The 19405-nt window shown below is 28.4% G+C and carries 21 protein-coding genes; 11 read left to right on the top strand and 10 right to left on the bottom strand.

The genetic code is table 11. From position 1 onward, the window contains the following. The first annotated feature begins 17 nt into the window (after positions 1-17). A complete protein-coding gene (locus tag AC2TEO_RS16065; RefSeq protein ID WP_442265793.1) occupies positions 18-1556 on the top strand; it encodes a helix-turn-helix domain-containing protein in 1539 nt (512 codons plus the stop codon). Between the two features lie 18 nt (positions 1557-1574). Here AC2TEO_RS16065 and AC2TEO_RS16060 read toward each other — a convergent pair whose 3' ends face one another. Then, positions 1575-1736, bottom strand: a complete 162-nt coding sequence (locus tag AC2TEO_RS16060; RefSeq protein WP_442265792.1) for a hypothetical protein — start codon at positions 1734-1736, stop codon at positions 1575-1577. A gap of 281 nt (positions 1737-2017) precedes the next feature. Between AC2TEO_RS16060 and AC2TEO_RS16055 the strand changes: the two genes are divergently transcribed. The 5 genes from AC2TEO_RS16055 (at position 2018) to AC2TEO_RS16035 (ending at position 4682) form a co-directional block, all read left to right on the top strand. Continuing rightward, a complete protein-coding gene (locus tag AC2TEO_RS16055; protein WP_442265791.1) occupies positions 2018-2230 on the top strand; it encodes a hypothetical protein in 213 nt (70 codons plus the stop codon). Positions 2231-2253: 23 nt separating this feature from the next. Then, positions 2254-2421 (top strand): hypothetical protein, encoded by a 168-nt coding sequence (locus tag AC2TEO_RS16050; RefSeq protein WP_442265790.1) that lies wholly within the window; start codon positions 2254-2256, stop codon positions 2419-2421. A gap of 192 nt (positions 2422-2613) precedes the next feature. Next, the gene (locus tag AC2TEO_RS16045) at positions 2614-3822 is read left to right on the top strand and encodes an NAD(P)-dependent oxidoreductase (protein ID WP_442265789.1); all 1209 of its coding nucleotides are present in this window, start codon (positions 2614-2616) and stop codon (positions 3820-3822) included. Continuing rightward, a complete protein-coding gene (locus AC2TEO_RS16040; protein WP_442265788.1) occupies positions 3823-4467 on the top strand; it encodes a DUF2459 domain-containing protein in 645 nt (214 codons plus the stop codon). Then, complete coding sequence (locus AC2TEO_RS16035; protein ID WP_095073421.1) at positions 4467-4682, top strand: DUF3820 family protein; 216 nt, start codon at positions 4467-4469, stop codon at positions 4680-4682. The genes AC2TEO_RS16040 and AC2TEO_RS16035 overlap by 1 nt, the downstream gene beginning before the upstream one ends. Positions 4683-4726: 44 nt before the next feature. On the opposite strand, the gene AC2TEO_RS16030 is transcribed toward AC2TEO_RS16035, so the two are convergent. The 6 genes from AC2TEO_RS16030 to AC2TEO_RS16005 form a co-directional block, all read right to left on the bottom strand. After that, complete coding sequence (locus AC2TEO_RS16030; RefSeq protein WP_442265787.1) at positions 4727-5629, bottom strand: transporter; 903 nt, start codon at positions 5627-5629, stop codon at positions 4727-4729. A 140-nt stretch (positions 5630-5769) separates the two neighbouring features. Beyond that, the gene (locus tag AC2TEO_RS16025; protein WP_442265786.1) at positions 5770-6420 is read right to left on the bottom strand and encodes a DUF1361 domain-containing protein; all 651 of its coding nucleotides are present in this window, start codon (positions 6418-6420) and stop codon (positions 5770-5772) included. 1 nt (position 6421) lies between these two features. Beyond that, on the bottom strand, positions 6422-6814 hold the full coding sequence (locus tag AC2TEO_RS16020) for a ribosomal maturation YjgA family protein (RefSeq protein WP_442265785.1): 393 nt from the start codon (positions 6812-6814) through the stop codon (positions 6422-6424). Beyond that, positions 6807-8216: a cell envelope integrity protein CreD gene (gene creD, locus AC2TEO_RS16015; RefSeq protein ID WP_442265784.1), complete on the bottom strand. Its 1410-nt coding sequence runs from the start codon at positions 8214-8216 to the stop codon at positions 6807-6809. Before creD ends, AC2TEO_RS16020 begins: the two co-directional genes overlap by 8 nt. 146 nt (positions 8217-8362) lie before the next feature. Next, positions 8363-8659 carry a winged helix-turn-helix domain-containing protein gene (locus AC2TEO_RS16010; RefSeq protein WP_442265783.1) on the bottom strand — a complete coding sequence of 99 codons (297 nt, stop codon included), beginning with the start codon at positions 8657-8659 and terminating at the stop codon, positions 8363-8365. A gap of 13 nt (positions 8660-8672) precedes the next feature. Continuing rightward, positions 8673-9287, bottom strand: coding sequence for a hypothetical protein (locus tag AC2TEO_RS16005; protein ID WP_442265782.1), 615 nt, complete (start codon positions 9285-9287; stop codon positions 8673-8675). Between the two features lie 70 nt (positions 9288-9357). On the opposite strand from AC2TEO_RS16005, the gene AC2TEO_RS16000 reads away from it, so the two are divergent. Further along, entirely contained in the window at positions 9358-9672 is a 315-nt protein-coding gene (locus AC2TEO_RS16000; protein WP_442265781.1) for a hypothetical protein, read from the top strand. A 268-nt stretch (positions 9673-9940) separates the two neighbouring features. Here AC2TEO_RS16000 and AC2TEO_RS15995 read toward each other — a convergent pair whose 3' ends face one another. The 3 genes from AC2TEO_RS15995 to AC2TEO_RS15985 are packed head-to-tail and all read right to left on the bottom strand — an operon-like array spanning position 9941 to position 13609. After that, complete coding sequence (locus AC2TEO_RS15995) at positions 9941-10885, bottom strand: transglutaminase domain-containing protein (protein ID WP_442265780.1); 945 nt, start codon at positions 10883-10885, stop codon at positions 9941-9943. A gap of 44 nt (positions 10886-10929) precedes the next feature. Continuing rightward, on the bottom strand, positions 10930-12273 hold the full coding sequence (locus tag AC2TEO_RS15990; RefSeq protein ID WP_442265779.1) for a sensor histidine kinase: 1344 nt from the start codon (positions 12271-12273) through the stop codon (positions 10930-10932). Next, the gene (locus tag AC2TEO_RS15985; protein ID WP_442265778.1) at positions 12263-13609 is read right to left on the bottom strand and encodes a sigma-54-dependent transcriptional regulator; all 1347 of its coding nucleotides are present in this window, start codon (positions 13607-13609) and stop codon (positions 12263-12265) included. Before AC2TEO_RS15985 ends, AC2TEO_RS15990 begins: the two co-directional genes overlap by 11 nt. Before the next feature lie 206 nt (positions 13610-13815). Between AC2TEO_RS15985 and AC2TEO_RS15980 the strand changes: the two genes are divergently transcribed. The 4 genes from AC2TEO_RS15980 (at position 13816) to AC2TEO_RS15965 (ending at position 19404) form a co-directional block, all read left to right on the top strand. Beyond that, positions 13816-15066 carry an efflux RND transporter periplasmic adaptor subunit gene (locus AC2TEO_RS15980; RefSeq protein WP_442265777.1) on the top strand — a complete coding sequence of 417 codons (1251 nt, stop codon included), beginning with the start codon at positions 13816-13818 and terminating at the stop codon, positions 15064-15066. A gap of 23 nt (positions 15067-15089) precedes the next feature. Beyond that, the gene (locus AC2TEO_RS15975) at positions 15090-15767 is read left to right on the top strand and encodes an ABC transporter ATP-binding protein (protein ID WP_442265776.1); all 678 of its coding nucleotides are present in this window, start codon (positions 15090-15092) and stop codon (positions 15765-15767) included. Between the two features lie 31 nt (positions 15768-15798). Then, positions 15799-18246, top strand: a complete 2448-nt coding sequence (locus AC2TEO_RS15970) for an ABC transporter permease (RefSeq protein ID WP_442265775.1) — start codon at positions 15799-15801, stop codon at positions 18244-18246. A 282-nt stretch (positions 18247-18528) separates the two neighbouring features. Beyond that, positions 18529-19404: a DUF4846 domain-containing protein gene (locus AC2TEO_RS15965; RefSeq protein WP_442265774.1), complete on the top strand. Its 876-nt coding sequence runs from the start codon at positions 18529-18531 to the stop codon at positions 19402-19404. The last annotated feature ends 1 nt before the right edge of the window (position 19405 follow it).

Raw genomic sequence — 19405 nt, 5'->3', positions numbered from 1 at the left:
ATAGTGTACTTTTTTACATGAATGAACTTATAAATTCTAAAAGTATTACATATAAAACTTATGGTTATGCTGCAACAGAATATTTAAAAACAAAAGAAAAAAGGAAACTAAATCAACAATTTTTTAAAGATAGTATTTACAAATATTTACCCCGAATTGCAATTTCACCAGAGAACTATTCTATACTTTTTGATATTTATATTCTTTTAGGTAACACCAATAAAAGAAGAAAAAAGCTAGAACAAGCACTAAGATATTATTTAACAGCTGAAACTTTTGCTAATAAAGCAGAAGACATTGAAAGAATGGTTAAAATTCAATCAAATATTGGTTTAATTTATCAAGATATAGGTTCTTTAAACAAATCTGTTCTTCAATTAAAAAAGGCTCTTAATTTTTTAGATGATCATAAGAAAAGTTTAGGCGAAAAATATTATCAAAGACGTTTTAAGACTTTATCTAATCTTGGAAACGTATACAATACTATTTATCAAGAAAAAAATACTAATAACGTATATTTAGACTCTTCATTAAATTGTTTTCGTAATATTCTTAACGATAAAAACTTTAAACTTACTGCTGACAAAACTGCTAAAATAGATTTATGCTTAGGTACAACCTATAGTTTGCGAAAAGAATATGTTCAAGCAACTGATTTTTTTGAAAAAGCATTATCATATTTTAAAAATAAAAAATCTCAATCAGACCTTTATAAAACACATTACAACTTAGGAGTTAACTACTTTAATTCAGGTAATTTAAATAAAGCTAAACAAAACCTCTTAGAACTTTTTAAAGTTAAAAAAAACGATGATTTAGATACTAACTTAGTTAATGCTCATAATTACATTTCTCAAATTTATTTAGAAGAAGGTAATATAGATTCTGCTCGATATTATTTTAAAAAATACAAAAAAATATTCACTATAGTTTCAGAAAATGAACAACTTCAAAAAAAGACAACTAAAAATTTAATTCAATTTAATGATTTAGAAAAAAGAATTAAAAAGCTTTCAAACGAAAATCAAAATTACAGTATTGCCATATCTTTTTTAATAGCTCTACTTATTTTAAGTATTTTTTTAATAGCTAAAAATAATAAAGAAAAGAAAAAGACAAGACTGAGATTAGAAGAATTACTTCTAAGTGTTACAAATAAAAATATCGAAAAAGAAAGTAATTCAAATATTACTATAAATGATAAACAACATCAAGAGATTATTAAAGGGCTTAAAAAAATTGAAAATAATTTATATTTCTTGAAAGAGGAATTTAATTTGTACAATGCTGCTAAAAAAATTGGTACTAATACTACATATTTATCTAAAGTAATTAAAGTATATAAGAAAATGAGTTTTAGTGAATATACCAATCATCTTAGAATAAATCACATCGTAAAAATATTAAGTACAGACAAAAAGGTAAGAGCTTATACTACACAAGCTATTGGTGAAATTGGAGGTTATAAAAATGCAAAATCTTTTACAAGAATTTTCAAAAAACACACAGGTATTACCCCGTATCAATTTATAGAAAAAATTAATACGGAAGTTTAACCTTAGTCAATTAATTTACTACAAACAATCTTCGTTACTTTTTTTCTTAGGCCTATCTGCTGTAGGATAACAATCTTCGTCTCCAGAGGTATCCAACTTACCTTCTTTTGCCATAATACTAATTAAGGCTTTTTTACTTAGTTTATACTTTTTTAGGTCTTCAATTGATAATGATTTCATATGACTATTGTTTTGATATTCTAAAATTAAACTATTTATCTTTCCTTTTCTTACTTTTTATCCATCGTCTACCACAAAACAAACAAAACACTAATAAACAACAACTTAAACAAATAAAACATGGGTACAATTTAAAAATTACACCTCCATTTTTTATAAATAACATCTATTCACATTTCTTTTTCTTCTAAAAACAAGCCAACTTTGGATTGAGTTAACTTAAAAATGCGAAACCTGAAAAGCATTAAAATAGAGTAAGGGAAACTATAAAACTTTAGATTATGATTAAATCAATTTCAAAAATTGGAACTCTTTTAACAAAAAAAGCACAACAATCTATTAAAGGTGGAGGTCCTGGCGACCCTAACTGGTGTAAAAATAGAGATAACTGGGGGCCTAAAAATAAACATTATGCTTGTCATCAAAATCAAGAAGCTGTTTACGACTATAACTTAGGATATTGTGTATGTAAGGATATTGCTTACGATTTATAATCAACTATTAAAATTGAATAATCATGTTAAAATCAATCACTCAAATAGGTACTATTTTAAATAAAGTAGATCAATTAAAAATTAATGGAGGAAATAAAAAAATTCCAGATTGCCCAGATGGACAACAACTTTCTTGCCATCCATTAGTTGGTTGTCATTGCGAAGCTATTAACACTACTCCAAGAAACTAATTACTTTCTTTTTTTCGGACATAAACTCCTATTATATAATAGGAGTTTTTTTATTATTTATTAAAAAAAATCTTTATTTGGTTTACTGTTAAATACTACTTGTATGGCTGATTAAAATCGTTATTTTTGCATTGCTTTGTTGTAATTTACAACAATTAACACTTAAATTGTTTAAATTTTAAATAATCACCCATGAAATTTGGAATAATAAAAGAACGTAAAAACCCTCCAGATAAAAGAGTTGTATTTTCTCCAAGTAAATTAAAAGAATTTAAACAACAATTTCCTCAAGCTGAAATCGTTGTAGAGAGTTCTGATATTAGAGTTTTTTCCGATCAAGAATATAAAGATGTTGGTTTTGAAATTGTTACTGATCTTTCTGACTGTGATATTTTGTTAGGCGTTAAAGAAGTACCAGTTGAAAACTTAATTCCAAATAAAAAATACTTTTTCTTTAGTCATACAATAAAAAAGCAACCTTATAATAGAAAACTATTAAAAGCAATGCTTGAAAAGAACATTGAAATGTTCGATCATGAAACTATTATTAAAGAAAATGGAGCTCGTTTAATTGGTTTTGGTAGATATGCTGGATTAGTTGGTGCTTATAATGGTTTTAGAGCTATCGGACTAAAGGAAAACACTTTTGAATTACCAAAAGTAGAATCTTTAGAAGATTTAGATGCTGTAAAAGCAGAATTGAATAAAATTACACTTCCTAATATTAAAATTTTACTTTCTGGGACAGGAAAAGTGGCTTATGGAGCCAAAGAGATTTTAGATCATTTAAAAATTAAAGAAGTAAGTGATGCTTTATATTTAACTTCAAAATTCACAGAACCTGTATATTGTATGGTAGATGTTATGGAATATGCAAAAAGATCTGATGGGAAAGTAGGTAACAAATTTGAATTCTATAAAGACCCTACCGGATACGAAAGTAATTTCATGCCGTATGCAAAAGAAACAGATTTCTTTATTGCTGGTCATTTTTATGGTGACGGTGCTCCGTATTTATACACAAGAGAAGATGTGAAATCTAAAGATTTTAATATTAAATACGTGGCAGATATTTCTTGTGATGTAGATGGCCCAGTTGCAACCACATTAAGAGCATCTACAATTGCTGATCCTATTTACGGTTACGATGCTGCTTCAGAAACAGAAATCGATTATAAAAATAAAAATGCTATCACTGTAATGGCTGTAGATAATTTACCATGTGAACTTCCAAAAGATGCTAGTGAAGGTTTCGGGGAAATGTTCTTAAATCATGTGATTCCTGCATTTTATAACAATGATGAAAACGGAATTTTGGCTCGTGCAAAAATGACAACAAATTCAGGTGAATTAACTGAACGTTATAGTTATTTACAAGATTACGTTGATGGTAAAGAATAGATGAAATATGTTAAGAAAATACTGAAATATACTGCATACTCATTATTGGGTATTCTTTTATATATCGGTGTTTCTATTCTTATTAGTTTCATTACAGTAAATGATGAACCTTTGGTAAATCAAACAAAGTTTGTGTATTTAAGTTCTAATGGAATCCATTTGAGTATTATTATTCCTAAGCAAAATCTTTCTCTTGATTTAAATAATGAATTACAGCTAAATTCAACTGATAATTTTGTTCGTTTTGGTTGGGGTGATGAAAATTTTTATATGAATACGCCTACTTGGGCAGACTTTAAATTTAAATATGCTTTTGGAGCTTTATTTTTAGATAATCCAACGTTAATAGAAGTTTCTTCTCATCGATTTCAACAAAAAAAATGGGTTAAAGTTCCTGTGAATGAAACCCAACTTTTTAAACTCAATATATTCATTTCTGAAACTTTTCAAGTAAATCAAAAAGAAGAAAAAATCATACTTACACAAACAATGTATCCAAATTCTAAACTGTATAAAGCTAAAGGTTCTTATTCTCCTTTAAAGACTTGTAATACTTGGGTAAATGATGGTTTTAAAAGTAGTGGAATGAAAGCTTCATACTGGACTTTATTTGATTTTGGATTACTAAACAAGTATAAAAAATAATGGAAACCGATAAACAGTTTTTGGTTGACACAGCCAATATGCGAATGCCTTTTGGAAAATATAAAGGAACATATTTAATTGACATTCCTGAATATTACATGGTTTGGTATAAAAACAAAGGCTTTCCTAAAGGAAAACTCGGACAAATGATGGGACTTGTTTATGAATTAAAACTAAACGGATTAGAAGATATTTTAAGAAAAATAAGAAAATAAAAAAAGGCGTTTTAAAACGCCTTTTTTTATTTTATGGTAATAATTTAAATCGATAAATTATATGTTAATCCAGCAGTATAAATTTGAGAATCACCTAAGTTTCTTCCATCAATTACTCTACCATAACCAACACTTACACCTAAAGAAGGAATAATATTTTTATAAACAGTAATTCCTACTCTACTATAATCTACATTAGTTTCTGGGAAATTTCCTCTAAATGCTGGAGAAGCAATATCTACTCCTTCTTCAGAATTTAAATAATCTGCCCAAGCTTCAACATAAATAAAACTACTAGAATATCCGATTTTACCTGTAGTTACAAATGCATTTGGAACACCAAATTCTCCTCCTGGAGTTAAATCATTATCTGCATCTCCTCTGAAATTATATCCAGCTAAAATAGTAGAGAAAAAACCTACATCTGTGTTTAAATGTAAACCAGCTGTAACATCAATTCCAAATGCTCCACTACCAAGACTTAAAATTCCGTTAGGCTCATAACCTGTTGGAATTACAGCTGTAACACCTGTAATAATATTTAAATCTGCTTTATTAAAATTAAACTTGTGTGCATTTAACTTTAAAGCAATAGAAATATCCTGTAAACCTGAAATAGAGTTTTCTCCATTTATAGGATCTCCCAAACCACTTGTATTATCTGCAGAAATAAAAGGTAAGTTAACCGCTACAGATAAACGATCTGTGATTCCATATTTTGCATACAAAGAGAAAATGTTTTGGTTAATTTTTTCATGTACTGGAACTGCATCGACTTTTTCTTTTCCTAAATAGAATTCATCAAACTGACTTCTAGAGTAAGAAGCTGTAACAGAAAGTGATCTTTTTTTTGGTGTGAAACCATCTAACATTCCTTGTGCATTGGCCATTGTTGATAAGCCTACCATCCCTAAAACTGATAGTGCTAATCGAAGGTTTTTTGTCATTATTTGAGTTTTTTAATATCGGTCTTTGGTCGATAAAAAAACATAGCATTACAATTAAATCTCTTTTTTAACATCTATTTCTCATTCTTAAAACGTTGAGTAAATCATTATTCTCTTAGTAAACTCTAACATACAATAATTTAACTTTCTCTTTTAGTTTTAAAAAAACTTAAAAAAGCATAAAAAAAGATCCATAAAAACATACCAAAACCTATAGTAACGTACCAAGCTTTAGGTAATTTAAAGCTGTACATTGTTTTTTCTACTAAAGAAATTGGTGCTGTAACTATATCCCAAGAATTAAAACGTAGAAAACGTCCTAAATAAATTCCGAAACCAGAAAGAAAACAAACAATTGGTATAAAAACATCTGCTATTTTCAAGCTCCATTTTTTCACAATAATTTGATATACATCTTTTAATGTTAGCATAGTTATCATAAGACCTGTTATTGCCGAACAAAACAGAAACAACAAATCAAACCATCCTAGTGGATTTTTTCTACTTGTGTTTAAATGAATAAAATCAGTGATAATATATGGTGCATTGGGTAAGAAAAATAACCAAATTACAAACAGTACTAATTGTTTCGCTTTTGATTTATTTTCAATATCCCTTTTAACCGCATATTCTGTGATAAAAAACGGAATTAATGCCAAAAAGATATTCCAGAGCATAAATGTAAAAAGCAAACTTTGTGTGATTTGCACTCTTAATAAAACTAAAAAAGTACACATTATCACTAGCATTAAAACGCCATTTTGCTGTCTTGTTAAATATTTTGTAATCATATTATTTATTTTCCTTAAAATATTTTTCTCTTTTCACTTCAATAAAATAGACTGTGATTATTCCTAATGTATACGCTATTAAATCTCCAAAAGAAAAAGTACTTCCTATTACTATTCGCATTAGTTTGTTATCCTGTACACCTAAAATTTCAACTATTTTGAAATACTGTAATATTTCAACTAAGAATGAAAAACATAAAACTCCAATAGCTATTTTTTTAGGTTCAACATTTATGAATGATTTTACAAAATAGTAGAGTAAAATCACGACTAGGAAATCTCCAAACGTGTGTCTTATAAATCCTGATGTTTTTGCTATCGCTAATTCTACTAAAAAGAGAATTATACAGATTATAAAACTTTTACCATCGAAACGAAATTTATTCTTATCCATTTTGCCAATCTATTTTTCTTGAAGTGTACATTACTGATGCTAAAATTACAAATAACCCTACACTACCTACTAATAAAGCATAGTTTTCTAACTGAATAATTACAAAGATAAAAGTGTAAAGTATCGTTAACGAAGTTCCTATAAAAAGAGGAAATTTTAGCACTTTTAAAATTGATTTAGAGTATAAAGAAATTAATAAAACTACTGCTGTAGATGCTATTAAATATGCATTTAAAAAATTACTGTGTTCTGATATTGAAATTAGCAAAGTATAAAACATAACTAAGGCAATACCAATCATTAAATATTGAAACGGATGAATTAAAATTTTACTCATTGTTTGTATTAAAAAGAACACTAAGAAAGTAAGTCCGATTACTAAAAATCCATATTTAGTTGTGCGTTCACTTTTCTGATATTGATCTACAGGAATCATAAAATTTACGCCAAAAGCATACTCTTTTAAATTTAAAATTCCACTAAATGATTGTTGAGGAAATGGTCTATTAATATCTAACACTTTCCATTTAGCATCAAAACCATCATCTTTAATTTTATCAGGATTATAAGGTAAATACTCTCCAAGAAAATTGGCTGTTTTCCAATTCGACTTGATATTTACACTAGTTTCTTTTCCTATAGGAATAAAACGAATTTGTTTGCTTCCGTTTACATTCATTTTTAAACTAAAACTCACATCTGAACTCACAGGTAAATCTGCTTTTTTGATAGATTTACTTTCTAACTTATGTAAACCAACATAACTATAATCGTTTGCTGAATGTTCATAAACTTTTCCTCTAGATACATTTCTTTTACCATCATATTTAGATTCGAAAGCATAGGTATTTTTATGAAACATAATTTCTACTAAACTACTTACTCCTTTAAAATTTGATGTTTCTATGATTAAACGAGATTTTTCCCATAAAATATCCTCTTCTTTAATATCAACTTCGCTAAAATCAGGTTTTGTAAAACTTCCATTTAAATTGATTTCACTTTCATAAACAGCAGTTTCATAAATTCCTCTCTTCTTTTGCTGAGGATTTACTGTAGTTTGAATATCTAATTTTTTAGGAAAAAAGTATCCGTAGTTGATATGCGTAATTGTTTCCTCTTGATGTGATTTGGTATCTGGATTATAAATCTTCTTTACACTATATGTTTTATATGGAATTTTTAACATTGGTCCGTATAACAACACTTCTCCACCCCACTTTTGATTGATCTCCGCTATAACTTCTTTCTGCCTGTACTTACGTTCCCTAATTAAATCTTTCACGTATGATAATGGGATTAAAAGAACCAATATTAATACTCCAATCATTAACATTCTTGCTGAAATTGATTCTTTTACCCACTTTCCTACTCGACTTGCTTGATTTTCTACTTTTTCCATTTTATTTCTATTTTATTTTAATAATGTGTTTTCTTTTTTTAAAAACTACCCTTCTATTTTTTATAGTTGGGTAGTTTATTAGCAATTTCCCCGTTGGCGATTTATTTAAAGTACTTTGAAATTCAAAGTTTAAATTCAAAAAAAATTTACTCTCCTTTGAGTAATCTTTCTAAAGCTTCTACATGCTTCTTAAATTCTTCCTTTCCTAATTTGGTTGCGTAATATTTTGTATTAGGTTTTCTACCTATAAATTGTTTTTCAACTCTTATAAATCCTACTTTTTCCAATGCTTTAGAATGGCTTGCTAAATTTCCATCCGTAGCACCTAAAAGTTCTTTAAGTGTTTTAAAATCTGCATACTCATTTACCACCAAAACCGACATAATTCCTAGTCGTATTCGATGATCGAAAGCTTTATTTATATTATTTAATAAATTCTTCAAAGATGCAGTTTTACTATTCTTGTTTTCTTTCGTATTTAAAATACATTAAAATGCCATATACAATATGCATTACTCCGAAACCTAAAACCCAAAACCAAAAACCGTATCCTGGGTAAATAGCACACAGTAATCCTAAAATTATTTCGGTATAACCTAAATATTTAACATAGCCTAAAGTATATTTCGAAGCATTAGTTAATGCCAAACCATAAAATAACAACATTAAAGCACCAGTTTGTCCATAACGTTGTTGATTTAAAATTGTGAGTGTATAAATGCCTCCTGCAACTAAAGGAATAAGAAAACTTAACAGTAGTCTCTTTGTTGTTGCATCCCATATACGTTCTCCATTCTTTTTAGCTTTTAGTGTAGTTAAATAAATAGCCGTTGCAATACTAAAAAACAACACTAAAAACATATCTAATAAGACTAACTTAAAAACTTTACCGTCTAAAATTAAATATCCCCTATCACTATTTGCAACTAACCAATAAGCATAAGCTGCACCAATTAGTGCATAAGTTCCCGCTAAAATTCCAGATAAACCACTTAACGAAATAAATCGTGAAGATTTATTCATCAATTTCTTGATTTCTGTTATGTCTTTTAAATATTCTTCTGAACTCATATTAAAGTACTTTGAAACACAAAGTAAAAATAAAAAAAACACTTACACAAAAAAAAGTTTCTTTTAATTTATGAAACCTGCAGTTATTAAAGAACAAGTTGGTTTTGGCGGTGGAAGTACAGAATTGCAATTTGTTGGTAATAATCCGAGTACTACTGCTAAAATCATTTACTACTTGAAAAAACGTCATACACTCGGAAAAATGACGTTAACTATCAAAGATCAAAATGATAAAGAGTTAATTACTCTTGTGCCTGGTAAATCAAAAGGTATCAATGTTGTAAACTGGGGATTCAGACAGAAAAACCCAAAAGTTGCTGCTGGTAAAAACTTTACTTTTGGTGGTTTTACAGCACCTGGTGTACCTGCAGGAAGGAAGGTATAAAGTTGTACTTAAAAAAGGAAGAAAAGAGTATGTAAATACTATTGAAGTGAAAAACCTTCTTTATCTCAACTTGAGAATAAAGAAGTACTAGAAACTCGATTACAAAAAGCTAAAAAGGATTTCGAAAAAATCAAAAATAAAGAGGTTTCAAAATTCGAAAAGCGTAAACTGAAAACTGATAAAAAGCAAATTAAACTACTTAGTAAAGAAGATTTTATTGCAAAGAAATAATAATAAAAATCCCCTTGATTTCGTCAAGGGGATTTTTTTATTGTATTAAAAATTCTGCTGCAACATCTTTTCCGAGTAAGAAAAATATTTTATCTGCATTCACAGAAGGTTTAGTTCTTAAAATATAATATCCTTCCTTTTTTATTGGTGTAGGAATAAAAGGAGAACCTTCTCCCATCCATAAAAAATAACGTTGATTAATCGTATTCAATTTAATTTGCACTCTTCCTTTTTCATCTCTTTTTAAAATACCTTCAGGTTCTACTAAATCCATTCCTGAATTTAAAAACTTATTACTCAAAATAGGTTGATTATAAAAATCCTCTTTTGTAATTCTTCCTACTCGCAATCTCCAAATACTTTCTTCTGGTAAATGTGTTTTGAAATACTTTTCTTTAGGAATATTGTAATAATACGGATTGAATTTTCTAATCCATCTTCCATTAAACTCTGCTCCTGCTCCCCAAGTTGCATCTATATAAACCCAATTCTTATTAATTTTAACTGCATTCCAAGCATGGTTTGCACTTCTTTGAGGCTTTCCTATGTCATGAAATGAATTTCTCACATACCCTGGTACAACTTCATTTTCAATATTCAAAAGTGTACAAACTTGAGCAAATGTTCTAGCAAAACCTTCACAAACAGCTTTACGAGAAGTCAATGTTTTTTTCACTATTCTTTCGTTAATAGCTTTAATTTTCTGCTGTTTTTCTTCTTCTGTTCGATATCTAAATGAAGTTCTAGTTTGTCTGTTCGGGTTGTAAAACTCTTTTAAATCATAACAAATATTTTTTGTTAACCAAGCATATAAAGCTTTAGTTTTATATTCATCTGTATTAAAATCTCTATTTATATTTTTTGCTAATTTTTCAGCTGTCATTAAACCCGAATATGTATCGGTTATTTTTTTTATTTCAGAAAAATCTTGGGCTTTAGCAACTAAAATTGAAAAAAAAAGAATTGTAAATAATCTCATCATAAACTTCACTTATCAATAACTATACCTTTAAAAAGAAAACTTCATTAAAAGTACAAAGAAAAAACAGTTCCTTCTCCTAAATTACTTTTCACTTGTATTCGTCCTTTATGTAATAACATAATTTGTTTACATAAACTTAATCCTATTCCACTACCTGTTTCCTTACTAGTAAAAAATGGTACAAAGATGTTTTCTTGTATATCTTCAGAAATTCCAATTCCGTTGTCGTAAACTTTAATAATTATACTTCTATTTACATTTTCAATAGCTTCTACTCGAATATGTGCACCTTTTTTTTCTTTACAAGCATCGACAGCATTCAATAATAAATTGATTAATACTTGTTCTATTAAATGAACATCGATTTGTAATGATAAACGTTCATTTGTATTGATAAAATCAATCTGTATTCCTTTAGCTTCGATAGAAGGTTGCATTAATAATTCGATATTTGTAAACAACTCTGTAACTCTTATTTTTTGCTTATTTAGATTGGTTACTTTATTAAGACTACGATAAGTTTTTGCGAATTTTAATAAACCTTCACTCCTATTTTTTATGGTTTTAATTCCAGCGTTTAAATCTATCAATTCTGTAGCTTCATCTTTTTCTTTCAGAATTAAATCTTCAAGATTTCTCTCCAAAGTATTTGCCAAAGATGCAATCGGTGTAATAGAATTCATGATTTCATGTGTCATTACACTCAGTAATTTTTTCCATGATTCCGACTCATTTTTATTTAGTGTATCATCTATATTTTGAATTACCAAAAGTTTAAATGTGTCTTCTTCAACTTCAAAAATTGTATCAGAAACTAATGTCTTTATTTTTTCATTTTCAGAAGTTATAATTACTGAATCTCCTTCTCTGTGAAAAGTCTCAAAAATTGTAGTGAATAACTCTGGTTTTCTTCGTTCTATAAAACTGATATTTTTAAATGAAGGAACATCTAAAATCTTAAGAAAAGAATCGTTACTCCACAATACATTACCGGTTTCTAAATCATAAGCAATAATACCAATATCTACCATTTCTAATATCTTTTGAAGATATACATATTGTGCATGGTTTTGCGCATTAATTTCCTTGATCGTTTGATGAACTTGATTAAAACCTTTATACAAAAAACGAATATCTTTAGCGGCTACATCTTCAGAAAAACCTCTAGAAAAATCACGATATTTAACCGCATTAAAAAAGTCTTCAATAACTAAAAAACGACGTTTTATAAAAGTATATGTGTTATATATAATCACGAATAATCCTATACCTAAGACAATCGCGTAAGTAAACTCATTTCTATATGAGAAATATACTAGCGTTAGAATTAAACTTACCATAAGTATAACTCTAATGAATATTTTTATAATGAAACTTTTATAATTCATATTTAGCCAATCGTCTGTACAAAGCTGCTCTAGTAATTCCTAATTCTTTTGCTGATTTTGAAATATTACCTTGGTGTTTTTCTAAAACTGTAAGAATTGCTTTCTTTTCTACTTCTTCTAAATTCAAGCTTTCATTTTCACTAGTTTTTTGGGTTACAGATCGCTCTATAGAAGAAAATACCAAATCTTCAGGTTTTAAAACAGATCCATCTGTCATAATTACTGCACGTTCTAAAACATACTGTAATTCTCTTACATTACCAGGGAAATCGTGGCTCTTAAGCTTGCTAATAAAAGCTGGATCGAAAGTAAAAGTACTTTTGTTATACTTTTCTGAATAATGTGCAACAAAATGCCTAGATAACATTGTTATATCTGTACCTCTTCTTCTTAATGGAGGAACTATAATATCAACTGTATTAATTCTATAAATTAAATCTTTTCTAAACTTGCTTTCATCTGCTAACTCAGCAGGAGTTACATTGGTTGCACAAATCAATCGAATATCTATTGGAATTTCCTTATTAGCCCCTAAAGGAGTGATACACCTATTTTGTAAAACAGTTAATAATCGTACTTGTTGACCTAAAGAAATATTTCCAATTTCATCTAAAAATAAGGTTCCTCCATTTGCTGCTTCGAACCGTCCAATTCTATCTTCATTTGCTCCTGTAAAGGCTCCTTTTTTATATCCGAATAATTCACTTTCAAAAAGCGTTGTAGTTAATGCTCCAACATCAACTTTCACAAATGGCTTATCTTTTCTATTAGAATTATCATGAAGTGCTCTTGCAATTAAATCCTTTCCTGTTCCATTCTCTCCAAGAATTAAAACATTTGCATCTGTCGGTGCTACTTTTTTTAATTTAGTAAAAACATCTTGCATGACTTCGCTTTCACCAATAATAGCAGTAGTATTTGTTTGTAAAGGAAGAACTTTTTTCACCTTTTTCTTATCTACAATTGTAGCAATTGCATCAAGTAATTTTTCATTCTTCCAAGGTTTCATTAAAAAATCAGATGCTCCTTCTTTTAAACCTCGTATAGCTAAATCAATATCAGCATAAGCTGTCATTAAAATAACTGCTGTTTCTGGTTGATATTCTTTTATTTTTCGTAACCAAAAAATCCCTTCATTTCCAGTATTTACTAAACCATTAAAATTCATATCAAGAATTACAATGTCATAACTAGCTTTTTCTATTTGTGAAATTATATTACTCGGATTTTTTTCAGTGACTATTGTTTTCACCAAAGGTTTAAGTAGCAAACGTATTGCAGTAAGTACATCTGCATCATCATCTATAACTAAAACTGTAGCTTTTTTTAATACCATTACCACAATATTACAATTTTATACTAAGGTTTTAAAAATTAGAAAAACAAAAAAACTTGATTTATAAAAGTGTACACTTTTGAACATTTAGTGTATCAAAAACGAACACTTAAAAGAAAATAAAAAAACTTAAACCACTGATATACAGGTAATTTTGTTTTTGGCATCATATTGACTATGAAACGAATAACGAAAAAGTTATTACAATGGACATTCAACTTCAAAAGAAAAAATTCTCAAATCAACATATCGCTATTGTAGCTAGTGTGATTATGTTTCTTGCATTACTATTATACATTTTTAAGCAGTCATCTGGAACTACTAAATTAAATGTAAAAAAGGAACGTATAGCTGTGAGTACTGTAATTAATGATGTTTTCCAAGAAAATATTCCTGTTAACGGAATTGTATTACCTATCACAACTATTTATTTAGATGCTTTAGAAGGTGGTAATGTTGTTGAAAAATTTGTTGAAGACGGAGCTAAACTAAAAAAAGGACAGCCTATTTTGAAACTTTCTAATACAGATTTAGAATTAAACCTGATTAACCAAGAAACTTCTGTATACAATTTATTAACGCAAATGCAAATTTCTCAAAATGCTGCTCGTCAAAACACCATCAATAGAAAAAATAGATATACTGATGTAGAAAGTAGTCATATTGAAGCTACTCGAGAATACAAATTGAACAAGAAACTATATGAAAAAGGAGTAATTTCTCGTCAAGATTTTGAATCTTCTGAAAATAATTACAACTATCAAAAAGAACGATTAAAATTAGCAAAACAAGTTTTATCTGAGGATTCTATTGCTTCAAGTTTAGAAATCAACAAAGCCAAAAGTTCCTACAGAAGAACTCAAAATGCTTTAGAACTGATGCGTAAAAAAGTAGGTGATTTAATTGTTCGTGCTCCTATTGATGGACAACTTACTTCTTTTGATACAGAAATCGGACAATCAATTAATAAAGGAACTCGTTTAGGCCAAGTTGATGTTACTTCTGATTATAAAGTTAGAATTGCTATGGATGAGCATTATATTTCTAGAATATATCCTGGGCAAAAAGGAAGTGTTATCCTTCATAATAAAACATATACCTTAGTCATTAAAAAAGTTTTTACTCAAGTTAATAATGGAAAATTTCAAGTAGATATGAAATTTGAAAAGGAAGTTCCTAAAGGGATTCGAAGAGGACAAAACCTACAAATAAAAGTAGCTTTAAGTGCAGAAAAACAAGCTTTACTTGTTCCTAAAGGAAGTTTTTATCAGCAAACTAATGGAAATTGGATTTTTAAAGTTAGTGAAGACGGAAAAAGAGCTTACAAAATAGCCACACAATTAGGTAGTCAAAACACCAGATTTTACGAAATCTTAAACGGTTTAACTCCAGGTGATAAAGTAATTACCTCTAGTTATGAAGCTTATAAAGACGTAGAAGAATTGATTTTACAATAAAAAAATATTAAATAGAAAGTATTATGATACAGATTACTGACTTACAAAAATTTTACAAAACCGAAGAAGTACAAACTATTGCTTTAAACAAATTATCTTTTGAAGTTAAAGAAGGTGAATTTGTAGCTATAATGGGACCTTCAGGATGTGGGAAATCTACTTTACTTAACATTCTTGGTTTATTAGATGATTCAGATGGTGGAAGCTTTAAGTTTAATGGAATAGAAGTTTCTGACTACAACGAACGTAAACGTGCAAACTTAAGAAAACATAATATTGGTTTTGTTTTTCAGAGTTTTAACTTAATTGATGAACTTACTGTTTTTGAAAATGTAGAATTGCCTTTAATCTACACCGGAGTAAAAGCTAAGGAGCGTAAAAAAAGAGTTGAAGAAGTTTTAGAAAAAATGCAAATCATGCATCGTAGAAATCATCTTCCTCAGCAATTATCTGGTGGACAACAACAGCGTGTTGCAGTAGCTAGAGCCGTTGTAAATAATCCGAAATTAATTCTAGCAGATGAACCTACTGGTAACTTAGATAGTAGTAATGGTAATGAAGTTATGGATTTACTTATTGATTTAAATGAGTCTGGAACTACAGTAGTTATGGTAACACATAGCGAACATGATGCTAAATATAGTCATCGAATTATTCGAATGTTAGACGGACAAAAAATAACTGAAAACATTTTAGCTTAATTATTAACCTTTAAAAACAAAGCCTTACGTTATGCTTAAAAATTATTTTAAAATAGCATGGAGAAATATTATGAAAAACAAAGTGTTTTCATTTATAAATGTTATTGGACTTACCATAGGTTTAAGCGCCTCTTTTATTATAGGCTTAATGATTTATTATGATTTTACTTTTGACAATTTTCATAAAGACAGTGATCGAATTTATAGAGTCGTTTCTAACTTTAGCGGTCCAAACGGAAAGTTTTTTAATTCTGGAGTTACTCTAGCTTTAGAAGATGCTATTAAAGAAAATTCTAACTTTGAAGTTATTAATGGTTTTACAATTGAACGTCCTTCTATTGTAGAAAACAAAGAAGAAAATATTATTAAAAAATGGCCAAATCATGTCATTTTCACCACACCTGAATACTTCGATATTTTTGACTATAATTTTCTAGCGGGAAATAAAAATGAAGCTTTGGTTAATCCTAATCAGGTAATTTTAACAGATACAAGAGCCAAAGAATATTTTCCAAAGCTAAATCCATCTCAAATAATTGGAAAAACTTTAGTTTATAATGATTCTTTACAAATAAAAGTTAGTGGAATTGTAGAAAACTTAAAAGGTAGAACCGACTTTATTTTCCAAGAATTTATATCAAGACCAACAGTTTTAAATACTCGTTTAAGAGATGATTTTATAAACAAAAACTGGAATGCAACAAACTCAAGTTCTCAATTATATTTAAAAGTATATTCTGGTACAAACCTAGAACAGATACGAAAAGAATTAAACGATTTAGCAGAAAAACATTTAGATGAATTTTCTCGTAAATACAATCAATCTAAAGAGTTTGTATTACAACCTTTAAACGATATTCACTTTAATAATAGTTATGGAATTTATGATTGGGAAAGAAGTCAACCAAGTAAACCTTTATTAAGAAACCTAGGATTAGTTGCTATTTTCTTGTTATTGTTAGGTTGTATTAATTTTATTAACCTCAACACTGCTCAAGCTACACAACGTTCAAAGGAAATTGGTATTCGAAAAGCTTTAGGAAGTTCAAGAAAACAGTTAATTATACAATTCATGGGGGAAACATTCTTACTGGTTTTTTTGTCAGGTATGCTTTCACTATTATTATCTAAATGGTTAATTCAAGTATTTTCAGACTTTGTTCAAGATGGATTAACTTTCTCTTTATTTGCAACCCCTATAATTATAATAGCAATTATTATACTATTACTAATTGTTACTTTTTTATCTGGATTTTATCCTGCTTTGGTGATATCTAAATTCAATGTAATTGCTGTATTGAAAAACAACTTAGGATCGGGAGAAAAAAAGGCTTTATTAAGAAAATTCTTAACGATATTTCAATTTACAATTGCTCAAATTTTTATTATAGCTACTTTATTGGTTGGAAAACAAATCAATTTCTTATTGAGTAAAGATGTAGGGTTTAAAACTGAAGCTGTTGCTTCTATTTATAATCCAAGAGGAGAACAAGAATTAGCAAAAAAAGAACTGTACTTACAAAAACTAAAAGCTATTCCGCAGATTAATAAATTAAGTATTGGTGGTGTACCCCCAGCATCTAATAGTTATAACACTTCTACTGCAACGTATACTGAGGGAAATGAAAAAATACAGTCTGACATTCAATTTATTTTTGGAGACACAAATTATGGTGAATTATTTGAACTGAAATTACTAGCAGGTAAAATGTTTAGAAATGACACTGTAAGAGAATTAGTTATTAATGAAACAGCTAGAAAAACATTCGGATTTAAAACACCAGAAGATGCTATTGGAAAATCCTTAGATTTTGGAGGGTCAAAAACTCCTATCGTTGGTGTTATGTCTGATTTCAATCAGCAATCGCTTCGATCAAATATTACTCCTTTAGCTCTTACAGGAGATTGGTATAGATCCAGATATAGTAGGTTTATGGCTGTTCATGTAGCATTTCATAATTTATCTGCTGAAGATTTAAAAACCACCTTAACTAAAGTTAAAGCAATTTATAGCGAGGTATACACAGAAGTTGAAGATTATCGAATTGAATTTATGGACGAAACAATTGCAAAGTTTTACAACAAAGAAAATAAGATTTCTAAACTATTAAGCTGGGCTACTGGACTTTCTATTTTAATAAGCTGCTTAGGTTTATGGGGACTTGTAATTTATACTACCAATAGACGTGTTAAAGAAATTGGAATGCGAAAAGTTTTAGGAGCATCTATACTACAAATCAACACGCTTTTGTGTAAAGAATTTTTAATACTAGTTAGTATAGCCTTTGTATTGGCCTCTCCTGTAGCTTGGTACGGGATTCATAAATGGCTTCAAGATTTTTCTTACAGAACAGACATTGGATTTGTAACTTTTCTTGTGAGTGGTTTTACCATGATTGTATTTGCTCTAATAGTAATTAGCATAAAAACTATTCAAGCCGCAAGTTCTAATCCTGTAAAATCATTACGATCCGAATAAATGCTATATAATTTTATAGATAAACAATCACCTGTAATTGCAATTACAGGTGATTGTTTATCTATCGACTATTTACTATTTCAAATTCTCTTTTAAATTCTTTCAAACTTCCATACACTCGGATAACGCATAATTTCAGCGTTTTCTTTTTGAGCATAAACACTAAGGAAAAGGAAATTTACAACGATGAATATTACAATATTTTTTATTTTCATTCTGTTTTAAATTATGGATGCAAAAATATTCTTTAATTTAGAAAGCAAAAATGAATCTTAATAAGCTATGAAAAAAAATCTTCTTTTAATTGTCGCATCAGTACTAATACTATTTATTTTAATGCGAATGAATCCGAAGGGAAAACAATACACTAATCAAATTGAAGCCTTTATTTCATTACCTAAAGAAAATTTAATTAATAAAGATGGAAAAACAATTAAATCTCGTATAAAACCACCTAAAGGTTATGAGCGAAATACTATAAAAAACAACTCTTTTCAATACTACTTAAGAAACTATAAATTAAAGAAACACGGTTCTGAAATCATTAATTACGATGGTTCTAAATATTTTGCTCAAGATTGGCACGATGCTATTTTAGAGGTTCCAGTTCCTAAAAATGGTTTGCAACAATGTGCAGATGCTTTAATGAGAATTAGGTCTGAGTATTTATGGAATCAAAACAGGAAAGATGAAATAGGTTTTAAATTTACTTCTGGTCATTATTGTTCTTGGAAACAATACGCTGCTGGTTATAGACCAAAAATCAAAGGTAACAAGGTAAATTTTCATAAAACAGCGAAACCTGATTATTCTAAAACCAACTTTTACAAATATTTAAACTTAATTTATACCTATTCAGGAACTGCTTCTTTGCATAATGAACTTGAAAAAGTAAAAATTAAAGACATTAAAATTGGTGATATGTTGGTAAAACCTGGATTTCCAGGACATATCGAAATTATTGTAGATGAAGTAAGTAATGAAAAAGGCGAAAAACTTTTTTTATTAGCCCAAGGAAACACACCTGCACAGAGTGTTTGTTTACTTAAAAACTTTGAAGATACAGATATCTCTCCTTGGTATAATTTTTCTTCAAACGCACCAGTTTATACTCCAAGTTATTATTTTGAAAAACCAGTTTTTGTTCGATTTAAATAAA

The organism is Tenacibaculum aquaeponti (genome assembly GCF_057221555.1).
This window is presented reverse-complemented; position numbering and strand designations above follow the sequence as displayed.